At 71.7% G+C, this 16349-nt stretch carries 13 protein-coding genes; 6 read left to right on the plus strand and 7 right to left on the minus strand.

Annotation, left to right across the window (positions count from 1 at the left end; all coding sequences use genetic code 11):
• Window position 1: 1 nt before the first annotated feature.
• From OC490_RS25600 to OC490_RS25610, 3 genes are all read right to left on the minus strand, one after another.
• A complete protein-coding gene (locus OC490_RS25600) occupies window positions 2-928 on the minus strand; it encodes a sensor histidine kinase (RefSeq protein WP_262060340.1) in 927 nt (308 codons plus the stop codon).
• An 81-nt stretch (window positions 929-1009) separates the two neighbouring features.
• Complete coding sequence (locus OC490_RS25605; RefSeq protein ID WP_262060341.1) at window positions 1010-2167, minus strand: ArgE/DapE family deacylase; 1158 nt, start codon at window positions 2165-2167, stop codon at window positions 1010-1012.
• Window positions 2164-3282 (minus strand): pyridoxal-phosphate dependent enzyme, encoded by a 1119-nt coding sequence (locus OC490_RS25610; RefSeq protein ID WP_262060342.1) that lies wholly within the window; start codon window positions 3280-3282, stop codon window positions 2164-2166. Before OC490_RS25610 ends, OC490_RS25605 begins: the two co-directional genes overlap by 4 nt.
• Window positions 3283-3381: 99 nt before the next feature.
• On the opposite strand from OC490_RS25610, the gene OC490_RS25615 reads away from it, so the two are divergent.
• Complete coding sequence (locus OC490_RS25615) at window positions 3382-4287, plus strand: LysR family transcriptional regulator (protein ID WP_262060343.1); 906 nt, start codon at window positions 3382-3384, stop codon at window positions 4285-4287.
• A gap of 16 nt (window positions 4288-4303) precedes the next feature.
• Here OC490_RS25615 and OC490_RS25620 read toward each other — a convergent pair whose 3' ends face one another.
• From OC490_RS25620 to ppk2, 4 genes are all read right to left on the minus strand, one after another.
• Window positions 4304-4759, minus strand: coding sequence for an RpiB/LacA/LacB family sugar-phosphate isomerase (locus OC490_RS25620; RefSeq protein ID WP_262060344.1), 456 nt, complete (start codon window positions 4757-4759; stop codon window positions 4304-4306).
• Window positions 4760-4878: 119 nt separating this feature from the next.
• Window positions 4879-6810 carry a ricin-type beta-trefoil lectin domain protein gene (locus OC490_RS25625; RefSeq protein WP_262060345.1) on the minus strand — a complete coding sequence of 644 codons (1932 nt, stop codon included), beginning with the start codon at window positions 6808-6810 and terminating at the stop codon, window positions 4879-4881.
• A 228-nt stretch (window positions 6811-7038) separates the two neighbouring features.
• The gene (locus OC490_RS25630; RefSeq protein WP_262060521.1) at window positions 7039-8757 is read right to left on the minus strand and encodes a SulP family inorganic anion transporter; all 1719 of its coding nucleotides are present in this window, start codon (window positions 8755-8757) and stop codon (window positions 7039-7041) included.
• Between the two features lie 49 nt (window positions 8758-8806).
• The gene (gene ppk2, locus OC490_RS25635) at window positions 8807-9610 is read right to left on the minus strand and encodes a polyphosphate kinase 2 (RefSeq protein ID WP_262060346.1); all 804 of its coding nucleotides are present in this window, start codon (window positions 9608-9610) and stop codon (window positions 8807-8809) included.
• Between the two features lie 156 nt (window positions 9611-9766).
• On the opposite strand from ppk2, the gene OC490_RS25640 reads away from it, so the two are divergent.
• The 5 genes from OC490_RS25640 to OC490_RS25660 all read left to right on the plus strand — a co-directional run bounded on the left by OC490_RS25640 (window position 9767) and on the right by OC490_RS25660 (window position 16317).
• The gene (locus tag OC490_RS25640; protein WP_262060522.1) at window positions 9767-10132 is read left to right on the plus strand and encodes a ferredoxin; all 366 of its coding nucleotides are present in this window, start codon (window positions 9767-9769) and stop codon (window positions 10130-10132) included.
• Between the two features lie 211 nt (window positions 10133-10343).
• Entirely contained in the window at window positions 10344-11522 is a 1179-nt protein-coding gene (locus OC490_RS25645) for an acyl-CoA dehydrogenase family protein (protein ID WP_262060347.1), read from the plus strand.
• 9 nt (window positions 11523-11531) lie between these two features.
• On the plus strand, window positions 11532-12470 hold the full coding sequence (locus OC490_RS25650) for an oxygenase MpaB family protein (protein ID WP_262060348.1): 939 nt from the start codon (window positions 11532-11534) through the stop codon (window positions 12468-12470).
• A complete protein-coding gene (locus OC490_RS25655) occupies window positions 12452-14689 on the plus strand; it encodes a serine/threonine-protein kinase (protein WP_262060349.1) in 2238 nt (745 codons plus the stop codon). The genes OC490_RS25650 and OC490_RS25655 overlap by 19 nt, the downstream gene beginning before the upstream one ends.
• Window positions 14690-14742: 53 nt before the next feature.
• Complete coding sequence (locus OC490_RS25660; RefSeq protein ID WP_262060350.1) at window positions 14743-16317, plus strand: phytoene desaturase family protein; 1575 nt, start codon at window positions 14743-14745, stop codon at window positions 16315-16317.
• Window positions 16318-16349: the final 32 nt, after the last annotated feature.

The raw sequence follows: 16349 nt of genomic DNA on the forward strand, positions 1-16349 counted from the left end.
GTCAACGGGCGAGGTAGAACCGGATCGTCGTGCCGTCCGGAGCCGTATGCACGCGTACGAGGGCGGCGACGGAGTTGACCAGGAGGAGTCCGCGCCCGCCGGGCAGGCCGCGTGAGGGCGGGCGGCGGCCGGCCAGCGGATCGGTCAGCCGGCCGTGGTCCTCGACCTCGCAGACGATCTGATCGCCCTCGGCCCAGATCCGCAGCGTCCCCGAACCACCCCCGTGCACCACGCTGTTGGTGGTCAACTCCGCGACGGCCAGCGCCAGATCCTGCAGCCCCGTGCCCGCCAGGCCCAGCCGCTCGGCCTCCTGGACCGCGAACCAGCGGGACTTGGGGAGCTCTCCCGTGTCGAACGTGAGAGAGGCCGCGCCCGGCGGATGGATGAGCGGCTCGTTGTAGCGGGCGATCATCCGCTCGGGATCGTAGGTGCCGGCAGCGGGTTGACCATGTCCGTCGATGACGAGCGGGTGGGTGGCGCGGGCGTCGGCCAGCACCTCCGGTGCCAGGCGGTCCGCGTCGTAGGGGCACAGGATCGTCAACTCACGGTCCTCGAAAGCGGAGTTGATCAGCGCCTCGTGCTGGACGCACGCCGGGTACTCCACGGCGGTGCGCCCGGGCCAGATCGGTTCGCCGACGATCCGCACCCGGCCGCCGTGGGCGTCGGCGAAGGCCCGCAGCACACCCGGGATGATCCGCCCCGGATTGCGGCCGACCTCGGTCATGTCGAGGAACCGCACACCGGCTGCGCCCGGCCCGAGTCCGGCTCTGATCAGGTCGAGGTGGGGTCCGGGAACGGCGACCGCGACGGGCTCCCCGGCCGCCAGACCCTCCCGGACGAACGGCACCATGCCCGCCGTGTACTGCTCCTCGCCCCGGTAGAACAGCGCGGGATGCGCGAACGGCCGATCGCCGGTGACCGTACTCATCGCACCGCCACCTCGATCCTCGTCGGTCCGGCCGGACATGTCCACGACGCGCGGCAGTCTACGGCGGCACCCGCGAGGCCGTCAGGAACAGAAGTCGGTGATGGTGTCGGTGAGGATGTCGGTCAGCCGGTGCAGGGAGGCGATGTCGGCCCATTCGACGGCCTCGTGGGCTCCCGCGCCGTCGGCCCCGAACAGCAGACAGGGGATCCCGGCCCGGTCCAGGAGGGCGCAGTCCGTCCAGTACGGCTCGGCGAGGACGGCGGGCGTGTGCCCGAGGACGGACCGCGCGTGCCGGAGCAGCGTGCGTACCACGGGCTGGTCCGGGTCCCCCTCGAACGGCTCGCGGTGCAGGCCGCGACGCAACTCGTAGGTGAAGTCCGGGACGGTGGCGGCGAGTTGGTCCAGGATCGCGGTCAACTCGGTCTGGACGGTGTCGGCCTCCTCGCCCGGCACGGTGCGCCGTTCCAGGGTGATCCGGCACTGCGCCGGGTAGGTCGAGGGCTCCTCGCCGCCGTGGATGACGGAGGCGTGCACGGTTCCGGAGCCGAGCATCGGGTGTCCTTCGGCCGCGGCGAGGCGGTGGCCCAACTCCTCCACGGCCACGAGGAAATGACCGGCCTTGGCGATGGCGTCGATGCCCAGGCCGGGCTGCGACCCGTGGGCGGCACGCCCGTGCACGATCACGTCGAACCAGACGAACCCCTTGTGGGCGAGGACCACTTGGAGTCGGCTCGGCTCGGTGACGATCGCCGCGTCGGCGGTGAACGACTCCAGCACCTCCTCGGTACCGGCACTCGCGTTCTCCTCGTCGGCGACACAGGCGAGCAGGACGTCACCGCGCAACGGTCCCCGTGCGGTGGCCCGGACGGCGGCGATCATCATGGCCGCGACACCGCCCTTCATGTCGCAGGCCCCACGCCCGTAGAGCCTCCCGTCCTCTGTCCGGGGGCTGAGCGGCTCGCCCTCGTAGCCGCCCAGGCCCACGGTGTCGAGATGCCCGTTGAGCATCAGCGAACGGCCGCCGCCGGTGCCGCGGGCGATCGCGACGAGGGACGGACGGCCCGGGTTCCGCTCCAGCCGGTGGACCTCGAACCCGCGCGCGCCGAGCCAGTCCGCGCACAGGTCGGCGATCGCCCCTTCCCCCGCGCCCGAGGCCGCCAGCCCCGGGTTGACGGAGTCGATCGCGATCAGCCGCTCCAACAGCCGTACGGGATCGAGTTGTTCGGACTGCTGCGTCATCGCTGCTCCTCCGCGTGGGGATTGGCTGCCGTGCCCTCGGTGCTCAGCAGGACGACGGTCGAGTCGGAGCCGACGGCCAGGGCCCTACGGCGTCCGGTGGCGCCCTCCCCGGTCAGTGCGGCGCGGGCACCCGCGAGCGAGGCCGCGCCGCAGGGGCCCGCGGAGACACCGGCGGCGGCGAGGGCCCGGACGGCGTCCGCGCTGTCGGTGTCCGTGACCGCGACGGCGGCGTCCAGACCGTCGCGCAGCAGGGGCCACGCCAGGCTGGAGACGGTGCCGCAGTTGAGACCGGCCATGGTGGTGTCGCCGGTCGGCACACTGACCGGCTCCCCACGGCCCAGGCCGGCCAGCACGCAGGCCGCGGTGACCGGCTCCACCGACAACAACGCGGTCGCCGCGGTCTCGTCCCGCCGACTGCGGTAGTGCGTGACGGCGGCCTGCGCGAGGGAGCCCACGCCCGCCGGGACGACCACCAGGCCCGGTGCCTCGGCACCCAACTGCTCGTCGATCTCGGCGAACAGGGTGGAGTAGCCCTCCACGATCCAGCCGGGGATCCGCTCGTAGCCGGGCCAGGCGGTGTCCTGCACGAGCACGGAGTCCGGCCTGCCCGCCGCCGCCTCGGCCGCCCGGCGCACGGCCTCGTCGTAGGCGCCGGGCACCAGGACCACGTCCGCGCCCTCGTCCTCGATGGCGGTCACGGCCGCCGGGTGGACGCCTCGGGGCACGAAGACCTGGGCGCGCTGCCCGAACAGCCGAGCCATCCGGGCCACGGCCCGGCCGTGGTTGCCGTCGGTGGCGGTGACCAGGCGTACCGGGCCGCCGTCCGGCCGGCCGGCCAGCACCCGGTGGATCGCCCAGGACGCGCCCAGTGCCTTGAAGGCCGGCAGCCCCAGGCGCGCGGACTCGTCCTTGACGAACACCCGACCTACCCCCAACTCGGCGGCCAGGAATGGGAGTTCGGTCAGGGGAGTGGGCGCGTAGCCGGGCAGTCCGGCATGGAAGTCCCGCACCTCGGCCGGAGGCGGCGCGCAGGTCCACGTCCGGGCGACGGATCTGACGTACCAGGGCAGTCGGCGCGGGGCGGAGCTGCCGGAGAGGAGAGAAGTCTTGGACACATGATCAGCGTGTGATCAATCATATGATTAGTCCAGCACATGTTTTCGAACAGTATTCGTCAGAAAAACTGACCGACGACTGATCGACGGAGGCCGGTGATGTTCGACCTGCACCGACTGCGCCTTCTGCGCGAGCTGAAGCACCGCGGCACGCTGGCCGCCGTCGCCGCCGCGCTGTCGTACAGTCCCTCCGCGATCTCCCAGCAGCTCTCGCAGCTCGAATCCGAGGTCGGCGTCCCGCTGCTGGTGCCTGTGGGGCGCCGGGTGCGGCTCACCCCGCAGGCGGAGATCCTCGTCGCGCACACCGAGGCCGTGCTCAAGCGGCTGGAGGAGGCCGAGGCGGACATCGCCACCTCCCTCACCGCCCTCACCGGCACACTGCGCATCGCCTCCTTCCAGACCGCGGCCCTCGCCCTGGTGCCGACCGCGCTGACGCTGCTGCGCGACGCCCACCCCAACCTCCGGGTCGAGGTCACCCAGGCCGAGCCGAGCGAGGCGCTGCCCGCGCTCCTCGCCCGCGACTTCGACCTCGTCATCACCGAGGAGTACCCGGGCAACCCGCACCCCCGGCCCGCCGAACTCGACCACGAACCCCTCTGCGAGGACCCGCTGCGGCTGGCCACCCCGAGACCCATCGACCAGGACACCGGACCGATGGACGCGCTGCGGGCGCTGGCCGACCACCCCTGGGTGATGGAACACGTGGGCTCACCCGCCCGGCACTGGGCCACCGCACTGTGCCGCACCGCGGGCTTCGAACCCGACGTGCGCTTCGAGTCCGCCGACCTGGTGCTGCATCTGCGGCTGGCCGAACTGGGCCATGCCGCCGCCCTGTTGCCGGACCTCGCGTGGAACGGCCGCCCGCCCGCCGTCGCGCTGCGACAGCTTCCCGAGGGCCATCGCACCCGCTCGCTGTTCACCGCCGTACGCAGCGGACGCGGCCCCCACCCGGCCATCACGGCCTGCCGCCACGCACTCCAGCAGGCGATCGGGCCCGCGTCCTAGCCGCCCGCGAACTCGCTTACGGAGCAGTCCTGTTCAGGTCGAGCCGGCCGACGCGGGCCACGTTCTCCCGGTCGTCGGCGTCCCCGCTCGGCTCCGCCGCGAACCAGGCGTCGAGGATCTCCTTGAGCAGCGGCTCCGACGTCAGGCGCAGACCGAGGGCCAGCACGTTGGCGTCGTTCCAGCGGCGTGCGCCGTCTGCCGTGTAGGCGTCCGTGCACAGTGCCGCCCGTACGCCCGCCACCTTGTTCGCGGCGATCGACGCGCCCGTGCCGGTCCAGCAGCACACGACCGCCTGGTCCGAGGTCCCGGCGGCGACCTCGCGGGCCGCCGCCTCCGAGCAGACCGCCCACGCCGGATCGTCCCCGGGCCGCAGCGCCCCGTGCGCCAGCACCTCGTGACCACGCTCGCGCAACTCCGCGACGAGGGCGCGCGCCACAGGTTCGTCCATGTCCGAGGAAACAGAGATCCGCATGCCCCGGAGGCTACTCAGCGGACGACTTCCGTGCCATCTCCGCACCTGCGGGAGCCGCCCCCGCCGGGTCGAGACCAGGGACAGACCCATGGCCTACGATCCGGCGGGGCCGATGGCGATTACGACCGGCGCCAGTTCTGGTTGGCGCCGCCGGTGCAGGTCCAGATCTCCAGTGCCGTGCTGTTGGCCGTGCCGTGGCCGACCGCGTCCAGGCACTTGCCGGAGCCGACGTTGACGACACTGCCGTCGGAACGCACCCGCCACTGCTGGTGGGCGCCGCCGTTGCAGTCCCAGATCTCCACCGGGCTGCCGTCGGTGGTGGCACCGCCGGTGACCTCAAGGCACTTGGAGTCGTAGACCGTCAGCTGGTTGGTGGTCGTGGAGGTCCAGGTCTGGTGGGTGCCGCCGTTGCAGTCCCACAAAGCGGGCTTGGTGCCGTTGGCCTGGTTGGCGCCGGGGACGTCCACGCAGCGGCCGGACTCCTGGCCCTTGAGGGGGGCCGAGACCGCGCCGCGCAGCCAGCTCTGGTTGGTGCCGCCGGTGCAGGTCCACAGTTCCAGCAGGGTGCCGGGGGTGGTGCCCCCGGCCGTGGCGTCCAGGCACTTGCCCGAGGCGGGGTTGACCACCGAGCCGTCGCTGTTCACGGTCCACTTCTCGGCGGCGGTGCCGTCGCAGTCGTAGATCTGCACCGGGGTGCCGTCGGTGGTGGCGCCGCCTTTGGCGTCCAGGCACTTCGTGCCGTCGTAGACGGTGAGTTGGCCGGCCGGGGTCAGTGTCCAGGCCTGGTTCGTGGCGTCGTTGCAGTCCCAGAGCGCGAGTTGGGTGCCGTTGGTCCGGCTCGCCCCGGGGACGTCCGCGCACAGGCCGGACTGGCGGCCCTTGAGGATGCCGGCGTGGTTGCCCGGCGGGTTGGTGGTGACGGACAGGTTGTCGAACTGGTCGGTCTGGTAGCCCACCACACCGACGCCGATCTGATCCGCCGAGAACGAACTGTTGTCCGTGCCGCCGAGGTAGCCGGAGGCGGAGTCGATGAACGTCCAGCCTGGCTGGGCGAATTGGGTGACCTGAGCGGTCGCCCAGGTGTCCTCGCCGATCGCGTAGTTGCCGGACCAGGGCGAGTTCGCGGTGGCCAGGCCGACCGTGCTGAACGGCAGGTTGGGGTAAATCGCCGCGACCAGCGGCCAGTTGAGGTATGCGGTCATCCGGGCGTCCACATAGCCGCGCACGATCGAACGGATCAGCGCCGGGGCCCCGGAGTCCATGTCGAGGGAGCCGTTCTCCGACGCCCACAGCGGTTTGCCGTTGTTCTTCGCCGTGGTGGTGCTGGAGCAGGTGTCGGCGCTGCCGCCGTCACCGCCCGTGCAGGGGTAGTGGGCGCCGATGACCGAAACGGCGTTGTTGAACGCGGAGTTGCTCGCCATGTCGTCCGCGACGCTCCAACCCGAGTCGTCGCCGACGATCTGCACGGAGCCGTAACCGGCGCTGTCGAGCGCGGACCGCAACTGGATGTACCAGTTGACGTCGTGGCCCCGTTCGTTCCAGCCGCCGAGGTAACTGATCGGCAGACCGTGCTGCTTGGCACAACCCAGCCAGGAGATCAGGTAGTTGATGGTGTCGGTGGACCAGAACCCGCCGCTGATCCAGCCCGGGGCGGCCCAGGCCAGACCGTACAACTTGAGGTCCGGGTTACGGGACTTGGCCTGCTCGGCGAGCCAGAACTCGTAGCCCGCATCGCAGTTGATCTGTCCCTCGGTGTGCTCGATGGACGGCTCGGCGCCGTCGGTGGAGTTGGCGTCGCCGCCGATCTCCAGCTTCAGCAACTGCAGGTTCGCGCCGTAGCCCGGCTTGAACAGATAGTCCAGGATCTGCGAGCGCTGCGCGGCCGGATAGTCGCGCAGCAGGCGGGAGTTGCCCCCGCCGCCGCTGATCGCGCCGATCCCGTCGAACGTCCGGCCGCTCTGGCCGCCGTCCACGGTGATCGTGGTGGTCGCCGCCGCGACGGCCTGGGCCGGCTGCGTGCCGACCGAACAGAGGGCGGCGACAAGCGCCATGACCCACAAGGGCAGGAGGTGCCTCAAGGTTCTTCGCACGGTGTCGTCCTTCTCCAGCGGGGGGGGTGAGGACAGCTTCGGAGAGCGCTCTCAACGCAAGCCGACAGGGCCGTCCGTGGAGGTTTGTGCGACAGTGTGGAGACGTGTTGAATTACAGTCAAGGGTCTATACCTATTGATGTGCGCGCCGGTGATTCGGGCAGCACGCTTCCGGCCGACCCGCCTGCTGCTACGGCGTCGAACCCGCCGTTCCCTGACCGGCGGACCCGCCGCTCCACTGCCGGTACGCGGCCACCGCCGTCGGCAGGGTGGGGAAGATGTGGTCCTCGCCGACCGAGTCCACCAGCCCGTACGCCTCCAGGTCGACGCGGAGGTCCTGCTTCACCCGGGCCAGGGCGAACACCACGCCGCGGTGGGTGAGTTCGCGGCGGAGTTCGTCGACCGCGTCCAGGGCGGTGATGTCCACCTCGACATTGGCCTCGGCGTTGAGGACGAACCACCGTACGGGGACCGCCTGTTGGTCGACCGCGGCCAGTGCGCGACGGCGGAAGTTCTCCGCGTTGGCGAAGAAGAGCGGTGAGTCGTAGCGGTAGACGAGCAGACCGGGGACGGTGCGGGCCTGCGGGAAGTCGTCCACGTCGTGCATGCCGGCCACACCGGGGACCAGGCCCTCGACGGCGTCGTGCGGGCGGGCCACCCGGGTGAGGAGTTCGGCCACCGACAGGCCCACGGCGACGATCACGCCGTAGAGGATGTCCAGGGCGAGGACTCCGGCCAGGCAGCCGAGGGCCAGGAGGAGTTCGCGGCGGCGGAAGGTGGCGAGGCGGTGGAAGCCGGTGAGGTCGATCATGCGGACGGCCGCGTAGACGACGAGGGCGCCGAGCACCGCCGAGGGGGTGCGGGACAGCAGGGGGCTCAGGAAGAGGAGGACGGCCAGGACCACCGCTCCGGCGACCAGTGAGTACGCCTGACTGCGGGCGCCCGTGGAGGAGGCGAGCGCGGTGCGGCTCGCGCTGCTGCTCACCGGGAAGCCGTGGAGGACACCGGCACCGAGGTTGGCCGCGCCCAGCGCCAGGAACTCCTGGTCGGCGTCGAGACCGGGGCCCTCGTCCTCGTCGCCGCCGGTGAAGGCGCGGGCGGTGAGGATGAAGTCGGTGTAGGCGACGAGCAGGACACCGAGCGCGGGCAGCACCAGGTGGGGCAGCTCGGTGAGGTCCGGCAGGCCGACCGTCGGAAGTCCCGCCGGGACATGGCCGATCACCTTGATGCCGTACCGGTCGTCGAGGTCGAGGACCGCCACGGCCGCCGTGCCCAGCACCACGGCCAGCAGGGGACCGGGCATCGCCTTGGACATCCGCGCCACCGTGAACAGGAACGCGAGCAGGACGGCGGCGAACAGCAGCGTGGGCGCGTGGAGGCGGTCCAAGTGCCGTAGGAAGGACCAGAGTTGGGGGAAGAAGGCCGAGCCCGTCGTGGGCACCCCGGTGAGCTTGGGCAGCTGGTCCACGATCATGATCAGGGCGACGCCCGCCAGGTAGCCGATCAGCACGGGCCGGGAGAGGAGATCGGCGACGAAGCCCAGCCGTACCGCCCACGCGGCCAGGCACAGCAGGCCGACCGTGGCCGCGAGGGCGGCGGCGAGTGTGGCGTACCGGCTCGGGTCGCCGGCCGCGAGGGGGCCCACCACGGTCGCCGTCATCAGCGCGGTCGTCGACTCGGGGCCCACGGACAGCAGCCGGGACGAACCCAGCAGTGCGTACAGGGCGAGCGCGGGGAGGATCGCCCACAGGCCGGCCACCGGGGGCAGCCCGGCGACCCCGGCGTACGCCATCACCTGCGGGACGAGATACGCGGCGACCGTGACACCGGCCAGCAGGTCGCCGCGCAGCCAGGCGCGCCGGTATCCGGCCAGCGTGGCGATTCCGGGCGTCAGGCGCCGCCACTCCATGCGGCGTCCGCCCGGGCTGTGGGACACGGTGTTCCTCGATCTGTCCGGTTCAGAGGCTCGCCGCGTGGTCCGGGACGTAGGTCTGCAGGTCGCGCGGCGGACGTTCGTAGCCGGTGGACGGCGGGCGGGGCGGGAGGTCGAGGACCGGCGGCGCCACCTCGTGGTACGGCAGCGAGTCGAGCAGGTGGGCGATCATGTTCAGCCGGGCCCGGCGCTTGTCGTCGCTCTCGACGACGTACCAGGGGGCCTCCGAGACATCGGTGTGCACCAGCATCTCGTCCTTGGCCCGCGAGTAGTCCTCCCAGTGGGTGATGGACTCCAGGTCCATCGGCGAGAGCTTCCAGCGCCGCAGCGGATCGTCCAGGCGGCGCCGGAACCGGTCCTGCTGCACGGCGTCGCTCACCGAGAACCAGTACTTGCGCAGCACGATCCCGTCCTCCACGAGCATCCGCTCGAAGATGGGGCACTGGCGCAGGAACAGCTGGTACTCCTCCTTGGAACAGAAACCCATCACCCGCTCGACGCCGGCCCGGTTGTACCAGGACCGGTCGAACAGCACGATCTCCCCGGCGGCCGGCAAATGCTCGACGTACCGCTGGAAGTACCACTGGGTGCGCTGCCGGTCGGTCGGCTTCGGCAGTGCGGCGATCCGGGCGACGCGCGGGTTGAGGTGCTCAGCGACCCGCTTGATGGTGCCGCCCTTGCCCGCCGCGTCCCGGCCCTCGAAGACGATCACCAGCCGGGTGCCCTCGGCCCGCACCCACTCCTGGAGCTTGACCAACTCGGTCTGCAGACGCAGCAGTTCGGTCTCGTACTTCTCGCGCGGCAGCTTTGCCGCCTTCTTGCCGGCCATGCCGCCTCAACCCCTCGATGACGTGCGCAGTCTCCTGTGTCCAAGGTCGAACACCTGGACAGCACCGTACTGATCGCCGGGCTCCCGCGCACCCCCGGGCACCCGCCCGCCGGGTTTGCGGCGGCCCGCGGCGGCAACCCGGACTCTGTGACAGCGATGACGACCCAACAGGAGCTCGTCCGGTTTCTGGAGGACCGCTTCGCCTGCGCACAGGCCTGCACCACGTGTGCGCGGGCCTGCGTGCTGCGCGTCAGCCGCACGGATCCGGACGCCACCGACCACGAGGCACTCGTACGGCAGAAGGCGCTGTGGTGCGCGGAGGTCTGCGACGCGACCTGCCGGATGCTGGCCGAGCAGAACCTCCAGGACGAGTCGGCCCTCCGCCTCCAGGCCAAGTGGTGCCTGCGCGTCTGCCTGGAGTGCGCGCAGCTCTTCGACGAGCGGCCGGGAGCGGAGGCGGATGCCCGGGCCTGCCGGGACTGCGCGCGGGCGTGCACGGAGTTCCTCGCGAGGCTGAACTGACGGGCGGCTGTGCGGGCTTGGCGCCGCGCAGCCGAGCACGAAGGGCATGGGGTGGACCTCGAAGCCCAGCGGCCGACCCCGGAATGGGAACGGGCGGCTTCCGGTCGATGTCACCCGTCTTGCCGGGCATCGCCACCTCGCCATTCCCAATTTCTGGAACACGTTCTACGGTGTGCGCCGTCAGGACCGGCCTTGGGAGCCAGGAGGCGCCGTGCATCTCGAATACACGCCCGAGCAGCAGCGACTGCGCACCGAACTGCGCGCCTACTTCGCCGAGTTGGTGCCCGACCACGCCTACTCCCGCTACGCCGACCCGGCCGCCCAGAAGCGCTACTACCGCGAGACGATCCGCCGGCTCGGCACGGACGGCTGGCTCGGGGTCGGCTGGCCCGAGGAGTACGGCGGGCGCGGGCTGACGCCGATGGAGCAGTTCATCTTCTTCGACGAGGCCGCGCAGGCGGGCGTACCGCTGCCCCTGATGGCACTCAACACCGTGGGCCCGACGATCATGCAGTTCGGCACCGACGAACAGAAGGCCTACTTCCTCCCGAAGATCCTCTCCGGCGAGATCGACTTCGCGATCGGCTACAGCGAGCCCGAGGCCGGCACGGACCTGGCCGCGCTGAAGACACGGGCCGTACGGGACGGCGACGAATACGTCGTCGACGGGCAGAAGATCTGGACCACCAACGGCGACACCGCCGACTGGGTGTGGCTGGCCACCCGCACCGACCCGGACGCCCCGCCGCACAAGGGCATCACCATGCTCCTGGTGCCGACCGCCGACCCCGGCTACACCTGCACGGTGATCAACACCCTCGCCTCGCACGACACCACCGCCAGCTACTACGAGAACATCCGCGTCCCCGTCACCCGTCGGGTCGGCAAGGAGAACCAGGGCTGGCGCCTGATCACCAACCAGCTCAACCACGAACGCGTCACCCTCGCCGCCCACGGCACCATGGCCATCCGGGCCCTGCACGACGTCCAGCGCTGGGCCATGGAGACCAAACTCGCCGACGGCCGCCGCGTCGTCGACCTCCCCTGGGTCCGCCGCCTTCTCGCCCGCACCCACGCCAGGCTCGACGCGATGAAACTCCTCAACTGGCAGATGGTGAACGCCGTCCAGGAAGGCACCCTCACCCCGCAGGACGCCTCCGCCGTCAAGGTCTACGGCTCCGAGGCCCGCCGCGACGCCTACGCCTGGCTCATGGAGATCGTCGCCGCGGCCGGTGCCCTGAAGGAGGGCTCCGCGGGCGCCGTCCTGCACGGCGAACTGGAACGCGGCTACCGCTCCGCCGTGATCTTCACCTTCGGCGGCGGCAACAACGAGATCCAGCGCGAGATCATCTCGTGGATCGGTCTGGGAATGCCGAGGGTACGGCGTTAGCCTGCGGACATGGATGCCCCTGGGACGGGCGATCCGGGGCTCTTCGGGCCGGACTCCGTGACATGGCAGGTTCACGACGATCCCATGATGTGGATCGCAGGCGTCCGCGCGCTCTACCTCCAGGCCCTGCACCCGCGAGCCGTCCGCGGAGTCATGCAGAACTCCGACTTCCGGCGAGACGCCCGGGGCCGGCTGATGCGCACCGCGAACTTCGTCGGCACCATCACCTACGGCACCACCGAGGCCGCCGAGAAGGCGGGCGCCCGGGTGCGGAAGATCCACAGCATGCTCCGGGCGACCGACCCGGACACGGGGGAGCGGTACGGAATCGACGAACCCGAACTGCTGCTGTGGGTGCACTGCGCCGAGATCGACTCGTATCTGGACGTGCTGCGCCGCTCCGGATTCCGCCTCACCGACGCCCAGGCCGACCGCTACCTCGCCGAACACCGGGAGAGCGCCCGCCTGGTGGGCCTCGACCCCGCCGCCGTACCGGGCGACCGCGCCGAGCTGGCCGCCTACTTCGAGCAGGTCCGGCCCGCGCTCGCCGCCGGACCCGAGGCACGCGAAGTGGACGACTTCCTGCTCCGCCCGCCGACGCACCCCCTCCTCGTCCCGGCGCGCGAGGTGCTCTGGCGGCGCGTGGCACACCTGGCGTACGCCTCCCTGCCGCCGTACGCCCACCGGCTCTACGGCAGACCGGCCCCCGCGCCCGACACCGTCACCCGGCGACTGCGCGTCACCGGCACCCTGTTGCGCTGTGTTCCCGCACATGTGCGCCGGCAACTTCCGCCCAAGCACATCCTCCGCGCCATGTCACGGCTCGGCCCCGGCTCCCGACCCTCCCCGTACAAAGTCGGACGATCGCTCGCCATACTGGACGAGCCAGGGGAGGGCGGGACGAACACCGACGGGGGCGATCGCGGGAGATGGGGGACAGCAGGCTGATCCAGGGCCGCTACCGGCTGCTCGATCTGATCGGGCGCGGTGGTATGGGCGAGGTGTGGCGCGCGCGGGACGAGTCACTGGGGCGCCATGTCGCCGTGAAGTGCCTCAAGCCGCTGAACCCGCACCACGACCAGTCGTTCACCCGCGTCCTGCGCGAGCGGTTCCGGCGCGAGGCTCGCGTCGCCGCCGCGCTCCAGCACCGCGGGGTGACCGTCGTCCACGACTTCGGCGAGTCCGACGGCGTCCTCTACCTGGTGATGGAGCTTCTCGACGGCCGCAATCTCAGCCAGCTCCTGGAGGACAACGAGCAGCGGCCGCTGCCCGTCGGTGACGTCGTCGACATCGCCGAGCAGGTCGCCTCCGCCCTCGCCTACTGCCACCAACAGGGCATCGTGCACCGGGACTTGAAGCCCGCGAACATCATGCGACTGACCGACGGCACGGTGAAGATCTGCGACTTCGGCATCGCCCGGCTCGGCGCCGACATCGGCTTCACCTCCCGGCTGACCGGCACCGGCATCGCGATGGGCACCCCGCACTACATGTCGCCGGAACAGATCAGCGGCTCCGAGGTCGACCAGCGCAGCGACCTCTACTCCTTCGGGTGCGTGCTCTACGAACTCGCCACCGGGGCACCGCCGTTCGACCTCGGCGACGCCTGGGCCATACTCATCGGCCACCGCGACACCCCGCCCCGCCCGCCGCGCGCCCAACGCGCCGAAGTGCCCGAGTACCTGGAGAAGGTCATCCTCGATCTGCTCGCCAAGCTCCCCGAGCAACGCCCGAACGACGCCCGCGAGTTGGGCCGCCGCATCACCATGGGGCGTACGACACCCCTGTACGTGCCGACAGTTGTGACCCCGCGACCCGAACTGCCCTTGTCCGAACCGGTGTCCCGCGAGGTGCGCCTGCCGTCCTGGACGCGTGGGATGACCACCGGGCACAAGGCGGCCGGCGCCGGACTGCGCACCACCCCGCCCGACGCCGGGGCCGGCCTCACCGGCGAGTGGATCGCGCGCCCGGCCACCGGCCACGTGGCGGAATCCGCACCGGAGTCACCGTCCGCGCCGCCCCCGGAGGCCCTCAAGGCCCTGGCCGGACGCCACAACGCGGGCCTGAGCCTGGGCCGCCTCGGCCGCTGGGCGGAGGCCGGCGAGGTGCACCGCGCGGTCGCCGCCGAACGCGGCCACCTCCTCGGCCCGGACCACCCCGACACCCTCGCCAGCCGCTACGAACTCGGCTTCACCTTCAGCCGCACCGGCCACGCCGCCGAGGCCCTGCGCGAGTACACCCACGTCGCCCGCGCCAGGGAACGGGCGCTGGGCGCCGACCACGCCGACACGCTCGCCGCCCGGCAGGAAATGGCGTACGTGCTGGGCCAGTTGGGGCGCCACTTCGACGCACACCAGGTGTACACCTCCGTACTCGCCGCCCGGGAACGCACCATGGGCCCCGATCACCCGGACACCCTGCGCTGCCGCCACAACCTCGCCTTCAACCTCAGCCGGCTCGGCCGCCTGGAGGACTCGTACCGCATGGCCTGCGAGGTCGCCGCCGCCCGCGCCCGCGTACTGGGCACCGGCCACCCCGACACCCTGGTCACCCGCTATGAAGTCGCCTACGCGCTGGGCCAGTTGGGCCGCTGGCAGGAGGCACTCCAGACCTACGGCGAGGTCGCCGAGGCTCGGGCGCGGGCCCTCGGGCCGGACCACGCAGACACCCTCGCCGCCCGCTACGAGATCGGCATCAGCCTCGGCCGCCTCGGCCGCAGCGCCGATGCCCTCAAGCTGTACCGCGACCTGATCGACGACCGCACCCGCGTCCACGGCCCCGCCCATCCCGAGACCCTCCGCGCCCGCCACGGCCTCGGCGTCAACCTCGGCCGCCTCGGCCGCTGGGAGGAGGCCCTCGCCGAGTCCCGTGACGTGTGCGCCATCCGAGAGCGCGTCCTCGGCCCGGACCATCCCGACACCCTCGTCAGCCGCCGCGAGGTCGCCGTAGGGCTGGGCTGGCTCGGCCGCTGGGCCGACGCGCTCACCGAGTACCGCCGCGTCGCCGCCGCCCGCGAGCGCGTCCTCGGCCCCGACCACCCCGACACCCTCGCCAGCCGCAACGACGAGGCCCACTGCCTGGAACAGCTCGGCCGCAACGCGGAAGCGGTCGAGCTGTACCGCCGGGTGGCGGTCCTACGACAGGGACGGGCGTCGGGCGGGCACTGACGACCGTGTGCCCAGCTCTGGCCGACCTAGATCACCTCGTGTTACGAAGAACCATGCCTGCACACGAGGGACCCGGACATCGGACGTACGACGCCGTCATCGTCGGCGGCGGCCACAACGGCCTGGTCGCCGCCGCCTATCTGGCCCGGGCCGGGCGCTCCGTGCTCGTCCTGGAGCGCCTCGACACCACCGGCGGCGCAGCCGTGTCGACCCGCCCGTTCGCCGGGGTCGACGCACGCCTTTCCCGGTACTCGTACCTGGTCAGCCTGCTGCCCAAGAAGATCGTGCGGGACCTCGGCCTCGACTTCCGCATCCGCGGGCGCACCATCTCGTCGTACACCCCCGTCGAACGCGACGGCCGACCCACCGGCCTCCTCGTCGGCGGCGGCGAGCGCCGCACCCGCGACGCCTTCGCCCGTCTCACCGGCGGCGACCGCGAGTACGCGGCCTGGCAGCGCCTCTACGGGATGACCGGACGCCTCGCGCAGCGGGTCTTCCCCACGCTCACCGAACCGCTGCCCACCCGCGACGAACTGCGCCGGCGCGTGGACGACGAGGACGCCTGGCGGATGCTCTTCGAGGAGCCGATCGGCGTCGCCATCGAGGAGAACTTCACCGACGACCTGGTCCGGGGCGTCGTCCTCACCGACGCCCTGATCGGCACCTTCGCCGACGCCCACGACCCGTCCCTCGCGCAGAACCGCTGCTTCCTCTACCACGTCATCGGCGGCGGAACCGGCGCCTGGGACGTCCCGGTCGGCGGCATGGGCGCCCTCACCGACGCCCTGGCCGCCACCGCGCGCGAGGCCGGCGCCGTACTCGCCACCGGCCACGAAGCCGTCCGCATCGACACGGACGGCCGCGCCGCCGAGATCACCTACCGCACCGCAGACACCGAAGGCGTCGTGGCCGCCCGCCACGTCCTCGTCGGCGCCTCCCCGCAGCAGCTCGCCGCCCTCACCGGCGACGAACCGCCCGCCCCCGCCGAGGGCGCCCAGCTCAAGGTGAACATGCTGCTCAAGCGGCTGCCCAGACTCCGCGACACCTCGGTCGACCCGCGCGAGGCCTTCGCCGGCACCTTCCACATCGCCGAGGGCTACGACCAACTGGCCGCCGCCCACGCCCAGGCCGCGTCGGGTTCGCTGCCCGCCGCACCACCCTCCGAGATCTACTGCCACTCCCTCACCGACCCGAGCATCCTCGGCCGGGACCTCGTCGAGGACGGCTACCAGACCCTCACCCTCTTCGGCCTGCACACCCCGGCCCGTCTCTTCGAACGCGACAACGACGCCGTACGCGAGGAACTCCTGAAGGCCACCCTCGCCCAGCTGGACGGCCACCTCGCCGAACCACTCGCGGACTGCCTCGCCACCGACGCCGACGGTCGCCCCTGCATCGAGGCGAAGACCCCGCTCGACCTGGAACGCGACCTCAGGCTTCCCGGCGGCAACATCTTCCACCGCGAACTGACCTGGCCCTACGCCCAGGACGGCACCGGACGCTGGGGCGTCGAGACCCGGCACGCGAACGTCCTGCTGTGCGGGGCGGGCGCGGTGCGCGGCGGGGGAGTGAGCGGGGTACCGGGGCACAACGCGGCGATGGCCGTGCTGCAGGGCGACGCCGGCTGACCACTAGGGCGCGGTGACCCGACTGTCGGGAA

The sequence above is a fragment of the Streptomyces sp. STR69 genome, assembly GCF_024519455.1.
Lineage (GTDB): Bacteria > Actinomycetota > Actinomycetes > Streptomycetales > Streptomycetaceae > Streptomyces.

Excerpts from the sequence above, each read along its gene's own strand:
- OC490_RS25630 (WP_262060521.1), bottom strand. The coding sequence starts at position 8,757 with ATGGAGTGGCGGCGCCTGACGCCCGGAATCGCCACGCTGGCCGGATAC.
- OC490_RS25615 (WP_262060343.1), top strand. The coding sequence starts at position 3,382 with ATGTTCGACCTGCACCGACTGCGCCTTCTGCGCGAGCTGAAGCACCGC.
- OC490_RS25650 (WP_262060348.1), top strand. The coding sequence starts at position 11,532 with ATGGATGCCCCTGGGACGGGCGATCCGGGGCTCTTCGGGCCGGACTCC.
- OC490_RS25625 (WP_262060345.1), bottom strand. The coding sequence starts at position 6,810 with ATGGCGCTTGTCGCCGCCCTCTGTTCGGTCGGCACGCAGCCGGCCCAG.
- ppk2 (WP_262060346.1), bottom strand. The coding sequence starts at position 9,610 with ATGGCCGGCAAGAAGGCGGCAAAGCTGCCGCGCGAGAAGTACGAGACC.
- OC490_RS25620 (WP_262060344.1), bottom strand. The coding sequence starts at position 4,759 with ATGCGGATCTCTGTTTCCTCGGACATGGACGAACCTGTGGCGCGCGCC.
- OC490_RS25600 (WP_262060340.1), bottom strand. The coding sequence starts at position 928 with ATGAGTACGGTCACCGGCGATCGGCCGTTCGCGCATCCCGCGCTGTTC.
- OC490_RS25640 (WP_262060522.1), top strand. The coding sequence starts at position 9,767 with ATGACGACCCAACAGGAGCTCGTCCGGTTTCTGGAGGACCGCTTCGCC.
- OC490_RS25660 (WP_262060350.1), top strand. The coding sequence starts at position 14,743 with ATGCCTGCACACGAGGGACCCGGACATCGGACGTACGACGCCGTCATC.
- OC490_RS25605 (WP_262060341.1), bottom strand. The coding sequence starts at position 2,167 with ATGACGCAGCAGTCCGAACAACTCGATCCCGTACGGCTGTTGGAGCGG.
- OC490_RS25655 (WP_262060349.1), top strand. The coding sequence starts at position 12,452 with ATGGGGGACAGCAGGCTGATCCAGGGCCGCTACCGGCTGCTCGATCTG.